We start from the raw sequence: 19,311 nt of genomic DNA on the forward strand, positions 1-19,311 counted from the left end.
ACACCTCGTTGGGTAATCGAAATATGCACCCATTCGGTACTGGCACACAAGAGAGGGAGAGTGCCAGCCAGGTTTGCGCTGGTGAGGGCAGTGGTATGCGCAGGCATGACTCTGTCGAAGAACCGTTCTCGGCTGGAAGACCTGGCAACGCAGGCATGGATCTTCGGATATCCCCTGTTGATTGCTGCGGTATCGCGGGACGTCATGACGGCGGTGCCTACGCCGGTGGCGATGAAAGCCCCGCTCAACCAGTTCGCCTACGCGCGTACGACGCCGGATGCGACCTTCACCGATGTCGTCTCACCCAACGCGGACACTCTCTACTCGTCGGGGTGGCTGGACGTCTCGACGGAACCGCAGGTGCTCTCACTGCCGGACTTCGGCACGCGGTACTGGCTGGTCCCCATCCTCGACGCGTGGAGCGACGTGTTCACGGTTCCGGGATCTCGGACAGTCGGGCGGACCGGGGGACCGTACCTGGTGGCCGGGCCGAATTGGAAAGGCAACGTGCCCAAGGGTTTGACGCTGCTGCGGTCTCCGACAGCGATGAACTGGATAGTCGCCCGCTACGCGACGTCGGGGGGAACAGACCTGGCAGAAGTGCACAGCCTGCAGGACCGGACGCGACTCACTCCTCTGTCGGAGTGGACGGGTGACCCGCAGGACTACACGCCTGGTGAAATGCCGGTGAACCCTGCCGTCGACACGCGGACGCCGCCGGTGGACCAGGTGGCCGCCATGGACGGCGAGGCATTCTTCACCAGACTCGACGCACTTCTCGACGACAATCCTCCGCGTCCGGAGGACACCGAGATGATGAAACAACTGTCCGACATAGGAATCGGCTCCTCCTTGCCCTGGAGGTCGCGTCCGCAGGAGGTACGTGATGCCCTCGATAGAGCTGCGCGAACCGGTATGGACGTGCTGAGCGAGATCGCCGAAGAGGCCGAGGGCAGTCCGAAGAACGGCTGGACGATGCACCGCGGCTTGGGGCACTACGGAACCCATTACGCTCAGCGGGCTCTGATCGTCTGGCTCGGTTTCGGGGCCAATCTCGATGCTGATGCCGTGTACCCGCATGCCACGACGGACGTCGACGGGAAGCCGCTGACCGGGGCGAAGAAGTACGTCCTGCACTTCGAGAAGGACGAGCTGCCACCGGTCGAGGGCTTCTGGTCGCTCACGATGATGAACGAGCGGCAGTTCTTCGTGGACAACCCGATCGACCGATACGCGATTGGCGATCGAAGCGATCTGGTGTTTGCCGACGACGGTTCCCTCGACATCTATCTTCAGCACGAATCCCCTGGTGGTGAGAAGGAGCGGAACTGGCTGCCGGCTCCGTCCGGCGACTTCAACGTCTTTCTGCGCCTGTACTGGCCGAAGGCTGCAGTGCTGTCGGGATCGTGGACTGCGCCCGGTATTCGAGAAGCAAGTATTCGAGAAGCAGGCTGAAAGTCCCCTCGCTTCGTACCCGAAGAGCACAACTCGGTATCAGCCGCGCGTTTCGATGGGCGGAAAGGTCACAAGAGTCATACGATCTGTCGGTACTGCCCTGTTTGAAGAGCTGTTGAATCGGTCAGAGACACCCGCTTGTTTCGGAGGCTACTGATGGTCACGCAGAATCCGTTCGTGCAGTACGGCAAAGAGATCTGGTGGATGATCCTGATCCGCGGAATCTTCGGCGTGATCTTCGGAATAATCGCGCTCGTGTGGCCGGGAATTACCGTGGTGGCCTTGGTTTTCCTGTTCGGTATCTACTCCATCGCCGACGGTTTGATCACGATAGTTCGCGCCATCCGGGACCGCGAGCATCTGAGCTCGTGGGGTTGGTGGGTGTTCACGGGCGTCGTCTCGGTCGGAGCCGGCATCGTCGCGCTGGTCTGGCCGGGCATCACTGCGCTGGTGCTGCTGTACATAATTGCCTTCTACGCCATCATGTTCGGAATCTTCGGAATTGTCGGCGCCTTCAAGATGAAGGCGCTGCCCGGATCCAGTTGGGGATGGTTGCTCGCCGCATCGGTGCTTGCTGTCATCTTCGGCATCATTCTTCTCATCGCGCCCGGCGAAGGCATCATCAGCCTCATCTGGTTGTTGGGTTGGTACGCAATCCTGTTCGGCCTCTTCATGATCGTGGGAGCATTCCAGATCAGGAGCCGGGCAAAGGAAGCCGGTGTTCTCTAAGAAGGGAAAGCCGGCCGTCGAGGCTCCCACTCCGATCCCCACGCTGTCCGGTAGTGAGAACTGGTCGATCCCGCGCGGTTTGATCGTCCTGCTCGGTATTGCCGCCACCGTGGTCGCCGTCGGCGGAATGAAGGTGTTCGGCGGCATCCTCGGACCGGTATTCCTGGCCCTGGTGCTGACGATTGCCGTTCAGCCCATTCAGGATTGGTCACAGCGCCGAGGGTGGCCCAAGTGGGTCGGGATGCTCGGCTCACTGGTCACCGTGTACTTGATCCTGCTCGGGTTGGCGGCGTCGTTGATCGTGTCGACGGCTCAGTTGGCGACGATCCTGCCGCAGTACTCCGAGGAGATGACCAACCTCCTCAACGAGGGCCGCGACAAGTTGGCCGACTTCGGAGTGAGCACCGAACAGATCCAAAGCACGCTCAGCAGTGTCGATCTCACGAAGGTTGTGGGCGTACTCGAAAGCGGGCTGGAGGGCCTGCTCGGCATCCTGTCGGATCTGGTGTTCATTCTCGCGTTGTTGTTGTTCATGGCCTTCGACGGCATGAGCATCCGCTCGCGGTTGCATGTGTTGTCCGAGCAACGTCCCGAAATCTCCTACGCGCTCTCCACCTTTGCCGCCGGAACTCGCAAATACCTGGTGGTCTCGACGGTCTTCGGTCTCATCGTGGCGGTACTCGACGGTGGCGCGCTGTGGCTCATGGGCATTCAGCTGCCCGTCCTGTGGGCGTTGCTGTCCTTCATCACCAACTACATCCCCAACATCGGGTTCGTCATCGGCGTGATTCCACCGGCGCTCCTGGGACTGTTGCAGGGCGGGCCGTGGCTGATGCTGTGGGTGATCGTCGTCTACTCCATCATCAACTTCGTGATCCAGTCCATCATCCAACCCAAGTTCGTCGGCGACGCCGTCGGACTGTCGGTGACGATGACGTTCCTCTCACTTGTCTTCTGGTCGTGGGTTCTCGGGGCGCTCGGAGCGCTGCTGGCGATCCCGCTCTCGTTGTTGGTGAAGGCCGTCCTGCTCGACATCGACCCAGCCACGCGCTGGGCCGACATCCTGATCAGTGGGCCTCGGGACATGCCGAAGGAGGAACCCGAGGAGTCTGAGAAGCCGGCCACGCCCGCAGACTAGGGCTCTCAGTGTTTCTACAAGTTGTTGCTTTATCGTCTCGCCCATGAGCGCCGAGAACACCACAGAAAACTCCCATCGCCGGCCGTCACGACTCGGTCGACGGCTGGCAGTCGGTGGTGTGGCCGCGATCGTCGCGGCTGCGGTGGCGGGGATCGGGTTCGTGATCTTCGCGGGCGGTGCCGACACCTCGAACACCGTCGCGATCGTGAACGCCGACGCGGGAACCACGCTCGACGGCAAGGAACTTCGGGCCGGCGACACGCTGGTGGACACGTTGGGCAAGAACGAAGACTTCGACTTCCAGGTGGTCGACAACCCCGGCGGGAACTACTTCGCGACGTTGACCGTGCCGGAGGACTTCAGCGAAACCGTCGCGTCGATGTTCGGCATGGATCCACGGCAGGCGAGCGTCGACCTCGAGGTGAAGGGCTCGGATTCGGAGAAGTCGGCCGAGTTGACTCGGGCCGTATCGGCGCAGGTCGGCGCGGACGGCATCAAGGGCCTGCTGGCTCAGACGTCGGCCGCCAGACGCTCGATCGATCAAAACCTCACCACCGCACAGATTCTGGTCGCCGGAACCAACGAGGCCGGAAAGTCCATCGATCAGGTGAAAGCAGGCGCAGGCACTCTGCTGCCGTACCTCGAGACCGCACGGTCCGGGGCGTTGGAGCTGATGAGCGTCGCGGATCAGGTGTCCGGTGTTGTCGATCAGGCGTCGGGGTCGGCGGAAGAGCTGGCCACGCGCGCGGACTCACTGGGCCTGACGCTTGGGGAGGCGTCGACCTCGACCGCGGAACTGAAGACACGAATCGACACGCTGCAGACTGCGCTGAACGGCCTTCCTATCCCGCCTGACGTGACAGCGCAACTGGCCGGTGTGAGTTCGGATCTCGGTGCGCTGAATGCGCAATTGGGCACCGTTCCGGCGCTGTTGGGTGGCTCGGTCGGGCCCGATACGGAGCTCGGTGATCTAGTCCGCACCGCTGTCGGGCAGCTGCAAGGCGCGAGCGATCAACTGAGCAGTGCTGCCGGACAATTGAACGACGGCCTCATTCCCATCGCTGATCAGGCGCCGCAGATGCTCGGTGACGTGACCGATCAGATCACCCAGGGATTCACGACGCTGCAAGGAATCGCCAAGTCACTGGTCACGGGCCTCGACGGCGCAAAATCCGGTATTCCCGCGATGACCACCCCGCAGCAGGTTCAGCTGACCTCGGTGCTGTCGGATCCGGTGGCCGTGAATCAGACCACCGCGAGCAGCGGTGACTCCGGAACTCGCACACTGGCATTGGTCTTCGGAGCCACGACGGTCCTGCTCGGTGGTGCTCTGCTGACACGAACGGCGGCGCCCCTGGTGAGGCGCCGCCGTTCGCAAGAAGAGCGTGACTAGACGATCAGACCTGCGGTCTGGGTACGTGCACGGTCGAAGCGAGCCGAAACGTCGTTCCAGTTGACGATGTTCCAGAATGCCTTGACGTAGTCGCCCTTGACGTTCTGGTAGTCGAGGTAGAAAGCGTGCTCCCACATGTCGAGGAGCAGCAGCGGCGTGAGGCCGATGGAGATGTTGCCCTGCTGATCGTAGAGCTGGACGATGATCAGACGCTGTCCGATCGAGTCCCACGCGAGGATGGACCAGCCGGAGCCCTGGATGGCGTTGGCGTTCGCGGAGAAGTGAGCGCGGAAGAGATCGAACGAACCGAAGTTGTCGTCGATCGCTGCGGCGAGTTCACCTTCGGGCTTGTCGCCACCGTCAGCGCTGAGGTTGTTCCAGAAAACGGTGTGGTTGGTGTGGCCACCGAGGTGGAACGCCAGGTTCTTCTCGAGCAGGTTGGCCTGCGCTGCGATGGTGTCGTTCTCACGAGCCTCGGCCAGCTTCTCGAGTGCAGCGTTGGCACCGGCAACGTAAGCCGCGTGGTGCTTGTCGTGATGCAGCTCCATGATCTTGCCCGAGATGTGCGGCTCGAGGGCTGCGTAGTCGTAGGGGAGTTCCGGCAGCGTGTAAACAGACACGAGGGTCCCTTCTTTGCGGGCTGGTGAGCCCTGGTGCTTTAGAGTGCGTCGATCACCGGTCACGGCGTGACGTCACTCGCGTATGTGCAAATCATTCTTCGGGTTTCCACCCAATAACATTCGTACACCGTCCGCAACAGTCCGGCTCAGGTAGTAATCACCAAAGAATAAAGTTTGGGAAACCGAACTTGCCCCGATCTAAGGGTAAGCTAATATGCGCAAATTCGTCGTAAAGGTGAACGGAACCTTAAACTTGCGCGATGCCCGCACCAGTTTTCCTCCCGGAATCACCAGAGGCGGCCGCGCCTCGGGTGAATCTTCCGGGCGCTGACCTGCTGCGAGCCCTGGCGGTTGCCGCCGTGATCTACTCCCACATCTCTTTCTACGTCATCGACGATCTCGGCTCGGGTTGGTGGGTGATCGACGTCGTCTACGGCGTTTTGATCGAGCCTGCCGAACTCAACCAGCACCTCTCTTTTGTCGGCGTCGCAGTATTCATGATGCTTACCGGTGCTCTGGTGACGCGATCCGCGATTCGCGACGGCCCCGGAAAGTTCTTGACCAACCGATTCAGTCGACTGCTGCCCGCATTCTGGGTGGCGACCGCGATTGCCATTCTTCTGGTCCGCCTCGGAATCAACGGAATGTTCAGCGGTCAGGAAGGTATTTCCGATACCGAAGCGTTGATGAGCTTTTTTCTCGGCGGATTCTTTCTCAAGCCCGAGGTAGCAGTTCTGGGAGTGACCTGGACACTCACCGTTCAATTCCTCTTTTATCTCGCATGTGTAGCGGCTCGCCCGATACTGCGGCTGCGACCGATCGTCATGCCGCTCGCCGGTGGTGCGCTGTGCTCGCTGGTGCTGCTCTACAACGTCTACGCGCCGCTGCCGTACACCGTGCCGATGCTGTCCAAGATCGCCGCGACGCTGCCGGCCGTCTTCCTCGGCCAGATCATGTACCTCGCGTGGGCGAAGCTCGCTCCCGGCCGCTGGCTGATCGCGGCCGTCCTCGTCCAGATGCACGTCATCATCGTGGCGACCCAGTTCCGCGTCTACTGGGCCGGTGAGCACTATCTGTGGACCATTTCGGTAGTCGCTGCAGCGGTAGTTCTCATCGGCCGCTACGACGGCGTCCCGACGCGCTGGCCGGTCGTGAAGTGGCTCTCGACGCGTAGTTACGTCATCTATCTCGTGCACACCCTGATCCTGTACCGCGTCGTCGAGAACACCGTTTTGTACGTCGGACCGACGCTGGCGTTTGCACTCTTCCTTCTGGCCACGGCCGCGGTAGCAGAAATCGGCTACCGGTGGGTGGAGTTGCCCGGCGCCCGCGCGATCACGGCGTGGCGAAACAGTCGCTCGCGCGTAGCATCGAAGCATGAGCTGGTACGACGACATTCTGGGACGAGCGTCCGCAAAATCCACGCTGATCGCGCCTGAGGACGCACTCCCGGGCCGAGAGCAGAAAATGCCGGTTCCGACCGCGCACTACGTCAACGGGCATCCGTTGACGCCGCCGTTTCCGGCCGAACTGCAGACCGTCGTCGTAGGGATGGGTTGTTTCTGGGGCGCCGAGAAGGAGTTCTGGCAGCTTCCCGGCGTGTACACGACCGCTGCGGGTTATGCGGGCGGCTTCACGCCCAACCCGACGTACGAAGAGACGTGCTCCGGACGTACGGGTCACACCGAAGTCGTGCTGGTGGTCTTCGATCCCGCAGTGATCTCCTACGAGCAGATCCTGGCGCACTTCTGGGAGAACCACGATCCGACGCAGGGGATGCGTCAGGGTAACGACCAGGGCTCGCAGTACCGTTCGGCGATCTTCACGACGTCCGCGGAGCAGGAAGAAATCGCTCATGCGTCGGCCGTCGCTTTCGGTGAACGGCTTGCCGAAGCCGGATATGGAGCGATCACCACCGAAATCGGTCCGCTGCGCGACTTCTTCTACGCGGAGGATTACCACCAGCAGTATCTGGCGAAGAATCCCGGCGGTTACTGCCCGGTGCATGCCACGGGCGTCAGTTGCCCGGTCGGATTGCTCCGTCAGGATCAGGTTCCGGCGCAGACGGACATCCTTCCGCCGAGCGAATAACTGGACAGGTGTTGGAGGACACATGTGATTCAGCTCGTTAACACTTGCAACTAGATGGAAACAAAGGGAATCTCGATGTAAGAGTGTGTCGTCGAGAGAACTGAGCTCACAATGTCAGGTAGTACGCGAGGAACTGCGTCGCTGCTCCGACGCACAATTCATGTAGGCCACGATCCGATGGTTCGCCGCAGTGATCGGATCGAAGGGTTCATGTCCTTCGGTCTGATCATTTTCGCGATTCTTCTCCTGCCTCTCGCGGTATGGGCAGGGGCTGCGACTGCTTCGAGCCAGAACGCACTGATCGCCAAACAATCCGCCGAATTACACAGTATTTCGGCGACGACGACAGCAGATTCGACGCAGACCACCGCCTCGACAGCCGATTACATTGCGCCGACCACCGAAATGGCCAGCGCGCAGTGGAACTGGAACGGCCAGGTTCACACGGGTGATGTCACTGTCGACTCGGCGACGCCCGCCGGCACCGAGGTCCCCATCTACGTCAATGATCAGGGCGACAAGACCGTAGCTCCGATCACTCAGAGCGCTGCCGACGTCGCAGCCGTGGTGACCGGGGTTTTCACCTGGTTCAGCGTGATGTCGCTGCTGGTCATCGCTTTCATGCTGGTGCGCGTCTTTCTCGACCGTTCCCGCTCGGCCCAGTGGGACCGAGACCTACGCGCGTTCCTCGACGCGAACGCGCTGTAGATCCCGGCCCATTCCTTACTGCAGTTGGGGCATGACCTCGCTTGCGACGAGTTCGAGATGATCCAGATCGGCGAGATCGAGAGTCTGCAGATACACGCGCTGTGAACCGGCCTCGGCAAAAGTGCCGATCTTGTCGACCAGCTCCGAAGGTGTTCCGGCCAGACCGTTCTCACGTAGCTCGTCGACGTCGCGTCCGATAGCCTCGGCGCGCTTCTTGATCTCCGCCTCGTCGCGGCCGCAGCACAGGACGAGAGCGTTGGAGTACACCAATTCGTTCGGATCGCGCTCGTGCTCGACGCAAGCCTGACGAACCCGCGCAAAGATGTCCTTCGTTTCCTCGAGGGACTTGAACGGGATGTTGAACTCGTTTGCGAACCGAGCGGCGAGCGCTGGAGTCTTCTTCTTGCCCGTGCCACCGATCAGGATCGGCGGACCGTCGACCTGGTGCGGTTTGGGAAGCGCGGGAGAGTTCTTGATCTGCACGTGCTTACCGTCGTAGTCGAACGTGTCGCCGACCGTCGTACGCCACAGACCGGTCACGACGTCGAGAGTTTCCTCGAGCAGTTCGAAGCGATCCTTGAGCGCCGGGAACGGGATGCCGTACGCCTGGTGCTCTTCCTCGTACCAGCCGGCACCGATGCCGAGGTCTACGCGGCCACCACTCATCTGATCGACCTGTGCGACCGAGATGGCCAGCGGTCCGGCGTGACGGAACGTAGCCGACGTCACCAGAGTGCCGAGGCGGATGGTGGATGTTTCGCGGGCGATTCCGGCGAGCGTGATCCACGCGTCGGTAGGCCCGGGAAGGCCGTCGGAATTCATGGCGAGATAGTGATCCGAGCGGAAAAATGCGCCGTAGCCGAGTTTTTCGGCGGTCTGGGCAACAGTCAGTAGTTGTTCGTAGGTAGCGCCCTGCTGGGGTTCGGTGAATATACGCAGCTCCATGACTTCCACTCTGCCACTATTTTGTGGAGGTCGGGACGACGGCACCGACTTGTCCGGCGCCGAAACACAGCGTCAGTCCCGGCGTTGTCGGCGTGATCTTCACACTGTTTCCGTGGCCGACCAGGCGCACGAATGCCGAGTGCAAACCTTGGGTCACGGGTACCGATACTGCGTCACCGGACTCCAACGCAACATCGATCGTTCCGTCGGTGCTCGCGAGGTAATTGAGCTGAACCGTCCATTCCCAGCCGGCCAGGGGACCGTCGAGGGGGAGCTCGGTCGGGCCTTCGGCACGGGTGCCGCAGTTCGGCGCCGTTCCTTCGGGAATCCTTCTCGTCCAGGTCACTTCGGCATCGACGATCTGACCGCTGTCGTCGATGGTGCGCAGAATCGGAGTGCTGGAAGAGAATTCGGGGCGATCAGGCAGCGGCGCGAGAACGTTGCTTGCCAAATTGTTCGGAAAGGCGACGGGAAGGAGCACTTCGATCGCGACGGGTTGCTCGAGCAGTGGAGCATCCTGATTCTGTGACAACGACATTCGCGCGTTCGCGAGGTAGTCGCGGGTCGGGTTCTCGCGCCAGATGTCGACGAACGTGACGGTCGAGACGAGCGAACTGATCACGAAGAGCACTGACAGGCCGGCGGCGACTGCGACGGGCAAACGGGCCGGACGTCGCCGAGGCGCAGCGAGAATAAGAGCGGCGGCGAGGGCGAACACCGTCGCCGAATCCGTGAAGTAACGCAAGGTCTGCGCCAACTCGTAAGTGGTGTCGGCGTCGGATCGGGTAGCGGTCATCGCCACCACGGAGGCCAGGAAGTACAGCGCCGCGGCAGCCCAGATCCAGGCAGCGCCGCGTCGGGCACGCACTGTCATCACGGCCGTCGTCAGCAGCGCGGCCCAGGCTGCGACCACCAAAAGCGTCGGCGGATCGGCCCAGGCGGGGCTGGGGATCCACCGCTCCCAGCGCCAGGGGCCGCCGAGAAGAGTGGGAAGCATCCCCAAAGACGTTCCGTGATGCAGCAGTTCGGTGGACATCGAACGGCCGTATCCGGTGATCGGAGATTCGACAGTTGTCAGATACACCGGAATCCAGAACGCGAGCACGGCGGCGGAGGCCGTCCACAGGAGTCGGCACTTCGTGACCGCACTTCGTATCGGCGTTCCTTCACCTTGTGTGCGCAAGTACAGCACCAGAAAAGCGAGTGCGACGAACGGAACGAGCACTGCTTTCTCGAAGAACAGCAAGGAGACGACAAAAACCGCGGTGCCCGAGAACACGTAGCGCACCTGCCCGGTGCGGTACAGCTTGATCGCGTCGCCGCATGCCCAGGCCAGCGCGATCTGGAGCGGCAATGCATTGAGCGCGGCTGCCCACCACGAGAACGCCGGAAGTGTCAGCGGGACGAACAGATACAGGATCAACGGAATCAACAGTGCCGGTCGCCGGCCGAGGACCAACCGAAGAGTGCGCAGAAGCGCCAACGACGCGGCGGCCTGACCGACGACGAGCAGTGCCGCCGACAGCGCCCAGTTGTACGGCGCGAAACGGGCGATCAACCCGGTGAAGAAGAAGGCCGCGGGCATGAAGTGACCGTCGTGGTCGTAGAGCAGGAGTTCGCTCGAGAAGAGTGGGAAGCGTCCTCCGCGGCCCATCAGGATGAGGTCGTCCCAGTAGAAGTAATTGCTCGCGGCAACCCAGATGCGAATGACGAGCTGACATCCGATCAACACGAACGCGAGCTGCGTGACCCGTCTCGGGGTGAACGTCAGAGTTGGCTCGGGCTGTGGAGAAGTCATCGACGGTCATGCTTCCAGGTGTGTCAAAAACCGACTTCTCATAAAAAGGGGATACCGGTCTTTTCTGTCTTTTCGGGAGCATTTTCTGAATGGATTGTGAACTTTGCCGGGATAAATGACGTCGACGCCCGAAAGTTCACTGACCTGCGGTGTCAAATTCATCCTCGAGCCTGTGCATCGTTCGCTAACACCTGTCAGCAAATTCTCAGGGTCTTGCCCGTGACCTGTGGATAAAGCCCGATTCATTCATCCAGAACTGTGGATGAACCTGTGGAAACTGTGGATAACTCGAGTTTTTAAGTGGCGGAGGTCACATTATTCGAACAATGCAGGTGAACGCGGTGGAGGTTCGATCACAAATCGGGAGTGAATCCATTTGCTGCCGTTACCGATACGGCGTGACAGAATCGAAGTTGTGAGTGTCGTTCAGGTCTGCGCCCGGTGCGCCGCACGCTGGCCTGTCGTCGGCGGCCCGACGCAGTGGTGCCCGCGCTGCAGCGGGGTCCTGCTGATCCCCACCCGCACCGAGATCTACCAACCGCCCAACCGCCGTGGCTTCCGCTGGATCGCGCGCTCCCCGTCCGACCCCCGCGGCGTGGGGGACGCACCAGTGCGCCGTAGCTTCTCCACTCCGCGCTACGACGCTGTCCCGCAGTGGGGACTCCAGGACGTCGTCGATACCTCACCGGTGCCGCCCTCGCGAGCGGACCGGATGGCCGACCGAGTCGGGCCGTTGCTGACGCTCGCAACGATCCTCTACGGACTGGCAGTGTTCGCCGAACTGGGCAGATACGCGATCCTGGTCCGCAACCGCACCAGGCTGATCCCGCAGCCGTTGCTCACGGTCTCCGACGCCGCCGTGTACTTCACTCAGTTGGGTGGACTGCTGATCTCGGTCTTCGCGGCAATCGCCTCTGTGTGCTGGCTGCTTCGTCGGCGTCGTGAACACTTCGCAGGTGTCCGGGAATCCGATCCACGCACAGCGTCGGAAGTTGTCGTCGGCTGCGCTGTGCCGATCCTCAACCTGGTGATGCCGGCCGTTTATCTCTTCGAGTTGGTCCGCCGCGATCCGCGCGGAACCCTGCTGGTCAAGATCTGGTGGGGCTTCTGGGGATTCAGCGCTCTGCTGCTGGTGGTCAACGCGTACTGGCGATCACGCCCGGGGATTCAGGCAATGGCCGACGGGGTTCTGCTGAACGCTTTCATCGCACTGATCGCTGCCGTCACCGCGGCGTTGACGCTCGTCGTGATCCGCCGGATCGAGCGCAAGAGCTGGCGCGGTGAACCGGAATCGGAAACCCGGTGGGTGCCAGTTCCGCGCTCGGTGCTGGAAGAGAAGACGGTGCTGGACGAGAAGACGGTGCTGGACGAGAAGGAGACCGCTGCCCTGTGAGCCCAGATCGTCGAGGTCCACTCGTCGTTGCGCACCGAGGTGCGTCGGCTGCGCGGCCGGAGCACACCCTCGCCGCCTACGAACTGGCCCTCGAGGAGGGTGCGGACGGGCTCGAATGCGACGTCCGGCTCACCCGCGACGGACACCTGGTCTGCGTTCACGACCGCAAGGTCGACCGCACCTCCAGCGGGACGGGGATCGTCAGCGAGATGACGCTCGATTCGCTGACCGCTCTGGACTACGGGTCGACGAGCGAACCGGCCGAACTGCTGACTCTCTCCGACCTCATCACCCTCGCTCTGGATTTTGCGCGCCCGGTGAAGCTGTTCATCGAGACCAAGCACCCCGTGCGATTCGGCGGATTGGTCGAAGCCAAACTCCTGGCGGAACTGCACCGCTTCGGGATCGCGTCACCGCCGTCGGCCGATCATTCGCGCGCTGTCGTCATGTCTTTCTCGGCGAGTGCGGTGTGGCGAGTGCGTCGTTCGGCACCGCTGCTGCCGACGGTCCTGCTCGGTGACGCGTCGCGGTACCTCGGCGGCGGTGCGTCGACGGCTGTGGGCGCTACGGCGATCGGGCCGTCGATCAAGGCGCTGCGCGAACATCCCGATCTGGTCGATCGGGCCGCCGCTGCGGGTCGCGCGACGTACTGCTGGACCGTCGACGACAAGGCGGATGTGGACCTGTGTCGTGAGCTCGGGGTCAGTTGGGTTGCCACCAACCATCCCGGGCGCACGAAGCAATGGCTGGGCAGCGTGTAGATTTTGCCCTCGTGGCCAAGAAGAGCAAAAGAAACAGTGGACCGAAGCAGGGCAGCGCACGCGCAGAGAAGCTGGCGGCACGCCAAGCAGAGCGTGAAGCCGCTGCCGGCGTAGTCAGCCGCCCGTTCGAGGGCCTTGCCGCCGAGTGCGATCTGGTCGCGCTGCGTGAATTCGTTCCGTCCGCCACGGCTCCGTTGCCGGTCATCGGCTCCGACCGTCCCGTCACGTTGGCAACGGTCCTCCCCGGCGCTGTTGCCGCACTCGTCCGCGACGAGGGCGAGACGGCCATTGGATTTGTCGGTGTCCAGGTTCAGGCGCACTCGGCCGACCTCGGCGCAGACCTCGCCGCTTCGGTGAACTGGATCAAGGACGCGGCCCCCGGCGACGCGCTTTCTGCCGCGAACCCCGATTCCGAGACCCCCGCTGTCACCGCTGTCGTCGATCCCTCGGCACTGCTCGACATCACCGTGCACCAGAACTTCAACTGGTGGATCCCCGAGGGCGTCGAAACCGATCCCGAGGTTGCCGCCACCGTGCAGCACGCCAACTCGGCGATCATGCCCTCTGCACGCCTCGAAGGCGACGGCCTCGTTGCCGCGTGGTGGGTCGACGCCGGCGAGAAGGCGCACCTGCGTTGGGTTCGTCCCGAGAGCGAAGACGACCTGATGCTCGCGCTGGCGCGCGTGCACGCGACCGGTGGACTGCATCTGGGTGAGGGCTCGCGCTACGCAGGCTCGTTCCGCACCCACGGCCTGTTGGTTCCCGTCTTCGACCTCGACCGCGAAAAGCATGCAAACGAGTGGGTAGCGGCAACCGTCGAGCTCGGTGAGCGTCTTGCCGAGGCTCTGGCCGTCGATGCTCCGCTGACCTCGGCCGAGCTTCGCTCGCGCGACGGACTTCGTGGTCGTCAGGTCACGCTGCGCTGATTTTTTCGCCCGAACTATAGGCGTTACGCGAAGTTACGGTTAATGTTGGTGACATGACCTTGTCGCATGACATCTCCGGTAGTGGTCCCACGCTTGTGCTCGTCCATGGCATCGTCCATCGACGGCAGGCGTGGGATTCGCTTTTGGACCAGCTGACGCCGTACCGCCGCGTCGTCACCGTCGACCTGCCGGGTCACGGAGAGTCGCTGCTGCCCGAACTCGGTCCGGACGTCATGGGACAGCTGATCGACGATGTCAGTGAGTTCGTCAAGGAAGTGACGCCGGCGGGGGAGCGTGCCCACGTCGCGGGAAACTCCCTCGGCGGCTGGATTGCCCTCTCGCTGGCAGCGCGCGGAGATGTCGCGTCGGCGACAGCTCTTTCGCCGGCCGGGTTCTTTGTCAATCACCTCGATCAGGTGCGAGCGATCAACACGTTCCGTGCACTGCGCGGCACGGCCAAGCTCATGGGTGACGGATTGCCACGCGCATTGCGGTACAAGCTGATTCGCTATCCGGCGCTCGCCGCGTTCTTCGCTCATCCGAGTCATGTCGGTTATGCAGCGGCGTTGGCCGACTGCCGTTCGCTCGTGTCGAACGAACTCGTCGATCTCGGTCTCGAGATGGACTTCGTGCTGCCGCCCATCGTGGATCCCACTGTGCCGGTGACGGTTGCGTGGGGTCGACGCGATCTCATCCTGCCCGTGTATCAGGCGCAGCGCGTGAAAAAGCCGTTCCCGCAGGCAAAGTTGATGGTTTTGCCCGGCCTTGGGCACGTACCGATGACAGATGCCCCCGAGCTGATCAGTTCGATCCTGCTGGCAGGAAGCGAACCGTTCGGCTCGAGGGCAAAATCCGTGAGTGCTGCAGGCTAGATGGTTCCGCCGGCTGCGCTCGGTGCACCGGTGGTGTCACCGACGGTGCTCATCTCGCGGGACACGAAGTCTTCGAGGTCGAACAGGTTGGCGCCTGCGCGGTCCGCGATGGTGAGAAGTGTTGTCATGCTTGCAACTTCCTCGACCTGCTCCTTGAGGAACCACTGCATGAACTGCTCGCCGAGGTAGTCGCCTTCTTCGCGGGCAGTGCTCGCGAGCTGGACGATTTGCTCGGTGACCGTCTTCTCCTGCGTCAGCGCGAGAGCGATGGGCTCGCGGGCATCCTTGAAGTCGGCCTTCGCGGCGTCGACGCCGGTGAGTTCGACATTGATGTCGCGATCGAGGAAATACTGAACGATCATCATGGCGTGGTTACGCTCTTCCACAGCCTGCTTGTAGAAGTGCTTTGCCAGCTGTGGCAGATCCGCATTGTCGAAGTAAACCGCTGTCGCGATGTACTGATGCGAAGCGTTGAACTCGTTGCGAATCTGGTCTCGGAGTAGTGCGTGGAATTTGGTCATGTGAGTCTCCCCAGAAGTCATGAATTCCAAGATAGTGCAGGTCAGAGGCCCTGTCATCCCAGTATGACCTTATTGTGGTAAGCGTTCCCAAACTAAAGAAGACCTAATTTTTCTTCGAATTCGGTGAGGTTATCGAGCCCGGTGAATTCGAATGTTTCATTTAGGAATGTCCATTTCACCAGGCGAGTTCCGCGCATTTACCGTCGCTTCCCTGTAGTTCCACCTGTACGGTGGCGTGCCCCAGTTCGAATTCCTCGGCAAGCAAGGTTCGGGTTGCTGCGAGCACCGTTGTGGGATCGGCGTCACTGACCGCGGTGACGTGAACGGAAGCAACTTCCATCCCCGAGGTGAGTGTCCAGACGTGCAGATCGTGCGCGTCGACGACTCCCGGCAGAGCGTTGATCTTCTCGATGATCGAGGTGACGTCGATGCGGTCGGGAGCCTGCTGGAGGAGGATGCGAACGGCGTGGCGGCCCAGGTTGAAGGCACGTGGCAAGACGAAGAGGCCGATCGCGACGCCGATCACGGGGTCGGCGTAGCGCCAACCGAACGCAAGCGTGACCAAGCCGCTGACCAGGACGCCGACGGACCCGACCATGTCCGCCATGACTTCGAGGTAGGCGCCGCGTATGTTGATGCTTTCCTTCGCGCCGCTGCGCAGCATGAGGAAGGCGATGACGTTCATCGCCAGACCGACGACGGCGACTGTCGCGACGGGAAGGCCGGGAACCTCGGGCGGATCCGTGAAGCGGCTGGCGGCCTCGTAAAGCACCCACCCGGCGACTGCGAAGAGCAGGATCGCATTGGCCAGTGCCGCAAACACTTCCGTGCGGTACATGCCGAAAGTACGGTCGGGGCGCCGGGCGGCACGCTGTGCGACGAGGATCGCGGCGAGCGCCATGAAGATGCCGAAGATGTCTGTGAACACGTGCGCCGAGTCCGAGAGCAGGGCCAGTGACGAGGTGAAGAGGCCGACCGTCACCTGCAGCACGAAGGTCACCAACCCGAGGCCGGCGGCGATCCACAGTTTGTTGACATGCTTGCCGCTGTTGCTGGTCGCAGCCTCGGCGGGGGAGATTCCGTGCCCGTGTCCGTGTGACATCGAAGGTCCTTTCGTCGACGCCAGCCTAGACACATATGCATATATGCGCAATAGTGCATGTCTTAAAAACTATGCAACATAGTTGTAAGGTGGCGGCGTAGACCTTCATTTGTCATCGACGCGAGGACCGAGAAGTGGGAAGACATCGAAAATCCGAGCCGATCAGACCCGGCGGGCGCATGGCCGCGGTTTCCGTGGCGACGGGTGCAATCCTCGCGTCCGGCACTTCCATCGGGCACGCGTCGCCGCCGTCGGTTGTAGTCGAGGATGTATCTGCGGTGTCGGCGCCGGAGATCCTCGACCTTGTCCGGTCGACGGATCTTGCCGGAATAGCCGAACAACTCGGCAAGACGCGACAACTCGAATCCGAGCGAGCGGCGCTGGTGTACGAGGCCGAAAAGCCACAGGTGATGGCCCCCGTCAGCGGGACGATGACGTCCAACTTCGGTCCACGGTGGGGAACCACCCACTACGGTCTCGACATCGCGAACGCGATCGGAACGCCCATCGTGTCGGCGACCGACGGTGTGGTGCTCGAATCCGGTCCCGCCGCGGGATTCGGGCTCTGGGTCCGCATCCAGCAGGACGACGGGACCGTCGGCGTCTACGGACACATCAACGAGGCGCTCGTGGTTGCGGGTCAGAAGGTGCGGGCGGGTGAGTTGATCGCGACCGTGGGCAATCGTGGACAATCGACAGGACCACACCTGCACTACGAGGTGTGGCAATCTGACGGACAGAAGACCGATCCGCTCGCGTACCTGAATTCCCGGGGCGTGTCGTTCGGGGAGAAGACCACGGGCGACTGAAGTTCTGTCACGACGCGATGGAGGAGCAATGCAGGGGCTGGGCGGACTCGAAGCCGAGGTCATGGATGTGCTCTGGCAGTCCGACGACGCGCTCTCGGTCAAGGATCTGGTCGAGATCCTGGGTGAGCGTCGACAACTTGCGTACACCACGATCCTGACCGTCGTGACGCATCTCTTTGACAAGGGCTGGGTGAGTCGTGAGAAGAAGAGTCGCGCCTACTTCTATCGGCCGAGTCGCAGCCGTGAAGAGGCCACATCCAGAGCGCTGCGCGAATTGTTGGACAGCAGTTCCGATTCCGCTGCCGTGCTGTTGCACTTCGCCAAGACCATGACAGATGCCGAGAACGAGGCCCTGCGCCGGGGTCTTTCCGGGGAAGGTGTGCAATGACATTGGCGTTGCCGATGTTTCTCGGTGCGATGCTCGTGGGATTCCTGGTTCCGAGAGTGTTGCGAGCCGTTTCCTCGGCGTTGTCACCGGCGGTGCTGCTCGCGGCGTGGCTCGGCAGCATGGCGTCGGCTCTGTATCTCGCTCTCTCCGCGGTCTTGGTTCTGGTGTGGCCGAGCCACGCGCCGGTCGAGGGGCTGGTCGACGGTATCGCTCGGTGTTTCAGCGCCTTCGCGCACGGCACGAGTTCATGGGTGGGTGAACTGATCACCGGCACAGCCGTTGCTGTGGTGGGTGTGATCGCCGTTCGGATCGTGCTGGCCGGCCGCAAGCAGGCACGTGAGCACGCGAGGGTCCGAGATTTCCATCGTGATGTTCTCTCGATCGTCGCGCGCCGCGACAACTCGGAGTCCGACGTGTTGTGGCTGGATCATCCGCTGCCTATGGCGTACAGCGTCGCCGGAAAGCCTGGATTTGTTGTTGCGACGCAAGGCTTGTCATCCGCTCTCAGTGGAGGCGAGCGGGATGCTGTCCTCGCGCACGAGCGTGCACACCTGAGCGGCGGTCATCACCGAATTGTCGGTGCGTGCGAAGTCTTGGCCGCTGTTCTTCCGCGAGTGCCGTTGTTCGCGGCGGCACCCGCTGCCGTCGGCGCGATCGTCGAACTGTCGGCGGACAGACACGCCGCTCGCGTCACCAGCCCGGCTGCGGTGCGTTCCGCCCTTGCCGTGGTGTCGAAATCGCCGCTTCCTCAGCCGGACTGGAGCTTGAGCGATCGCGGCAGCGCGACCGCGGTGCGATTGAGTTCCCTGGTCGACGGCGACGTGGCGTCGCCTCGGCGACTGACCTGCGCGGTGGCGGCCTGTGCGCCGGCCGCTGTCACGACGGCTGTTGCCGCAGCCGTGACGGTGGCCGTCTCTGCGGGGATCTGCGCTGTTCTGACCTGATCATTCTCCCAAGGCCGAATCGATCTGGGCTTTCAACTGCTCGTAGCTCGGCATCTGGTCCAGCTTCACGTCGTTGAGGAACAGCGTCGGAGTACCTTGGACGCCGAGGCGTCGGCCTTCTTCGAAGTCGCGCTCGACCCGCTCGCGGACGCCGCGGCCGCCGAGGTCGGAGTCGAATCGGGCCATGTCAAGTCCGAGATCTTGTGCGTAGGAACGGAACAGCGCCTCCTGTGATTCGGCGGATTCACCCCACTGCGACTGCGTCTCGTACATTCGCTTGTACATCTCGACGAATTTGCCCTGGCGAGATGCGGATTCGACGACCTGCGCCGCGAGAGTGCTGTTGGTGTGACTCGGAATCGGAAAGTATCTGATGCCGAACGTGATTCGATCCTCGTACTCCGCTCTGATCCGCTCCATCGTCGGGTACAGCGCGAGGCAGGCTTCGCATTCGAAGTCGAGGAACTCGACCAGGTTCACCTTGCCGTCGGCGGCCGAGGTCAATCGGTACGCGTCGTCGGTGAGGACGGCGGTGGATTGTGCTGCCCGATTGGCGTTCTCGTTGTCTGCCCGAATCGGATCGACGGTGATGAACGTGATCAGTGCTACCGCGAACACCGCGATCAGGGCGGCGGATATCTTCATGCTTCTGGACACTGCTGTGCACCTGTACCTTCCGTCGAATTCCTAAATACTATCCAACATAGTAGTTAGGTGT

The 19,311-nt window shown here is 62.2% G+C and carries 20 protein-coding genes; 14 read left to right on the forward strand and 6 right to left on the reverse strand.

The features are described from left to right. The first annotated feature begins 105 nt into the window (after positions 1 to 105). The 4 genes from RHP72_RS00930 (at position 106) to RHP72_RS00945 (ending at position 4,715) form a co-directional block, all read left to right on the forward strand. Entirely contained in the window at positions 106 to 1,455 is a 1,350-nt protein-coding gene (locus tag RHP72_RS00930) for a DUF1254 domain-containing protein (RefSeq protein WP_054831751.1), read from the forward strand. 156 nt (positions 1,456 to 1,611) lie between these two features. After that, positions 1,612 to 2,184 (forward strand): HdeD family acid-resistance protein, encoded by a 573-nt coding sequence (locus RHP72_RS00935; protein ID WP_003944155.1) that lies wholly within the window; start codon positions 1,612 to 1,614, stop codon positions 2,182 to 2,184. Further along, a complete protein-coding gene (locus RHP72_RS00940; RefSeq protein WP_311094207.1) occupies positions 2,174 to 3,322 on the forward strand; it encodes an AI-2E family transporter in 1,149 nt (382 codons plus the stop codon). The genes RHP72_RS00935 and RHP72_RS00940 overlap by 11 nt, the downstream gene beginning before the upstream one ends. Before the next feature lie 43 nt (positions 3,323 to 3,365). Then, positions 3,366 to 4,715, forward strand: a complete 1,350-nt coding sequence (locus tag RHP72_RS00945; RefSeq protein ID WP_311094208.1) for a hypothetical protein — start codon at positions 3,366 to 3,368, stop codon at positions 4,713 to 4,715. On the opposite strand, the gene RHP72_RS00950 is transcribed toward RHP72_RS00945, so the two are convergent. Beyond that, a complete protein-coding gene (locus RHP72_RS00950) occupies positions 4,712 to 5,335 on the reverse strand; it encodes a superoxide dismutase (RefSeq protein WP_003944189.1) in 624 nt (207 codons plus the stop codon). The genes RHP72_RS00945 and RHP72_RS00950 overlap by 4 nt on opposite strands. Before the next feature lie 260 nt (positions 5,336 to 5,595). Here RHP72_RS00950 and RHP72_RS00955 point away from each other — a divergent pair, with 260 nt between their 5' ends. From RHP72_RS00955 to RHP72_RS00965, 3 genes are all read left to right on the forward strand, one after another. Next, positions 5,596 to 6,774, forward strand: coding sequence for an acyltransferase (locus tag RHP72_RS00955; RefSeq protein ID WP_047272742.1), 1,179 nt, complete (start codon positions 5,596 to 5,598; stop codon positions 6,772 to 6,774). After that, entirely contained in the window at positions 6,713 to 7,426 is a 714-nt protein-coding gene (gene msrA, locus RHP72_RS00960; RefSeq protein ID WP_020905733.1) for a peptide-methionine (S)-S-oxide reductase MsrA, read from the forward strand. Before RHP72_RS00955 ends, msrA begins: the two co-directional genes overlap by 62 nt. A 177-nt stretch (positions 7,427 to 7,603) precedes the next feature. Next, on the forward strand, positions 7,604 to 8,134 hold the full coding sequence (locus RHP72_RS00965) for a hypothetical protein (protein ID WP_003944143.1): 531 nt from the start codon (positions 7,604 to 7,606) through the stop codon (positions 8,132 to 8,134). A 15-nt stretch (positions 8,135 to 8,149) separates the two neighbouring features. Here the strand turns inward: RHP72_RS00965 and RHP72_RS00970 are convergent, their stop codons facing one another. After that, positions 8,150 to 9,079 carry an LLM class F420-dependent oxidoreductase gene (locus tag RHP72_RS00970; RefSeq protein ID WP_058038067.1) on the reverse strand — a complete coding sequence of 310 codons (930 nt, stop codon included), beginning with the start codon at positions 9,077 to 9,079 and terminating at the stop codon, positions 8,150 to 8,152. 16 nt (positions 9,080 to 9,095) lie between these two features. Then, positions 9,096 to 10,877 carry a hypothetical protein gene (locus RHP72_RS00975; protein ID WP_311094209.1) on the reverse strand — a complete coding sequence of 594 codons (1,782 nt, stop codon included), beginning with the start codon at positions 10,875 to 10,877 and terminating at the stop codon, positions 9,096 to 9,098. A gap of 415 nt (positions 10,878 to 11,292) precedes the next feature. Between RHP72_RS00975 and RHP72_RS00980 the strand changes: the two genes are divergently transcribed. Genes RHP72_RS00980 through RHP72_RS00995 form a run of 4 tightly spaced genes read left to right on the forward strand, consistent with a single transcriptional unit; the run spans position 11,293 to position 14,829 of the window. After that, entirely contained in the window at positions 11,293 to 12,270 is a 978-nt protein-coding gene (locus RHP72_RS00980) for a DUF4328 domain-containing protein (protein ID WP_311094210.1), read from the forward strand. After that, positions 12,267 to 13,031, forward strand: a complete 765-nt coding sequence (locus tag RHP72_RS00985) for a glycerophosphodiester phosphodiesterase (protein WP_042920594.1) — start codon at positions 12,267 to 12,269, stop codon at positions 13,029 to 13,031. Before RHP72_RS00980 ends, RHP72_RS00985 begins: the two co-directional genes overlap by 4 nt. An 11-nt stretch (positions 13,032 to 13,042) precedes the next feature. Next, positions 13,043 to 13,957, forward strand: coding sequence for a DUF5926 family protein (locus tag RHP72_RS00990; protein WP_311094211.1), 915 nt, complete (start codon positions 13,043 to 13,045; stop codon positions 13,955 to 13,957). A 53-nt stretch (positions 13,958 to 14,010) separates the two neighbouring features. Next, positions 14,011 to 14,829 (forward strand): alpha/beta fold hydrolase, encoded by an 819-nt coding sequence (locus RHP72_RS00995; protein WP_003944129.1) that lies wholly within the window; start codon positions 14,011 to 14,013, stop codon positions 14,827 to 14,829. Here the strand turns inward: RHP72_RS00995 and RHP72_RS01000 are convergent. Together RHP72_RS01000 and RHP72_RS01005 are read right to left on the reverse strand one after the other, a co-directional pair. Then, the gene (locus RHP72_RS01000) at positions 14,826 to 15,371 is read right to left on the reverse strand and encodes a ferritin (protein WP_030535839.1); all 546 of its coding nucleotides are present in this window, start codon (positions 15,369 to 15,371) and stop codon (positions 14,826 to 14,828) included. The genes RHP72_RS00995 and RHP72_RS01000 overlap by 4 nt on opposite strands. Positions 15,372 to 15,525: 154 nt before the next feature. Next, the gene (locus tag RHP72_RS01005) at positions 15,526 to 16,452 is read right to left on the reverse strand and encodes a cation diffusion facilitator family transporter (protein ID WP_311094212.1); all 927 of its coding nucleotides are present in this window, start codon (positions 16,450 to 16,452) and stop codon (positions 15,526 to 15,528) included. Positions 16,453 to 16,631: 179 nt separating this feature from the next. Between RHP72_RS01005 and RHP72_RS01010 the strand changes: the two genes are divergently transcribed. Genes RHP72_RS01010 through RHP72_RS01020 form a run of 3 tightly spaced genes read left to right on the forward strand, consistent with a single transcriptional unit; the run spans position 16,632 to position 18,593 of the window. Further along, positions 16,632 to 17,261, forward strand: a complete 630-nt coding sequence (locus RHP72_RS01010) for a M23 family metallopeptidase (protein ID WP_047272743.1) — start codon at positions 16,632 to 16,634, stop codon at positions 17,259 to 17,261. Positions 17,262 to 17,289: 28 nt separating this feature from the next. Further along, on the forward strand, positions 17,290 to 17,649 hold the full coding sequence (locus tag RHP72_RS01015; protein ID WP_063315268.1) for a BlaI/MecI/CopY family transcriptional regulator: 360 nt from the start codon (positions 17,290 to 17,292) through the stop codon (positions 17,647 to 17,649). Then, a complete protein-coding gene (locus RHP72_RS01020; protein ID WP_003944128.1) occupies positions 17,646 to 18,593 on the forward strand; it encodes a M56 family metallopeptidase in 948 nt (315 codons plus the stop codon). The genes RHP72_RS01015 and RHP72_RS01020 overlap by 4 nt, the downstream gene beginning before the upstream one ends. Here the strand turns inward: RHP72_RS01020 and RHP72_RS01025 are convergent, their stop codons facing one another. Next, on the reverse strand, positions 18,594 to 19,238 hold the full coding sequence (locus RHP72_RS01025) for a DsbA family protein (protein WP_311094213.1): 645 nt from the start codon (positions 19,236 to 19,238) through the stop codon (positions 18,594 to 18,596). Positions 19,239 to 19,311: the final 73 nt, after the last annotated feature.

Source organism: Rhodococcus sp. SG20037 (genome assembly GCF_031763325.1).
Classification (GTDB): Bacteria; Actinomycetota; Actinomycetes; order Mycobacteriales; family Mycobacteriaceae; genus Rhodococcus_F; species Rhodococcus_F qingshengii.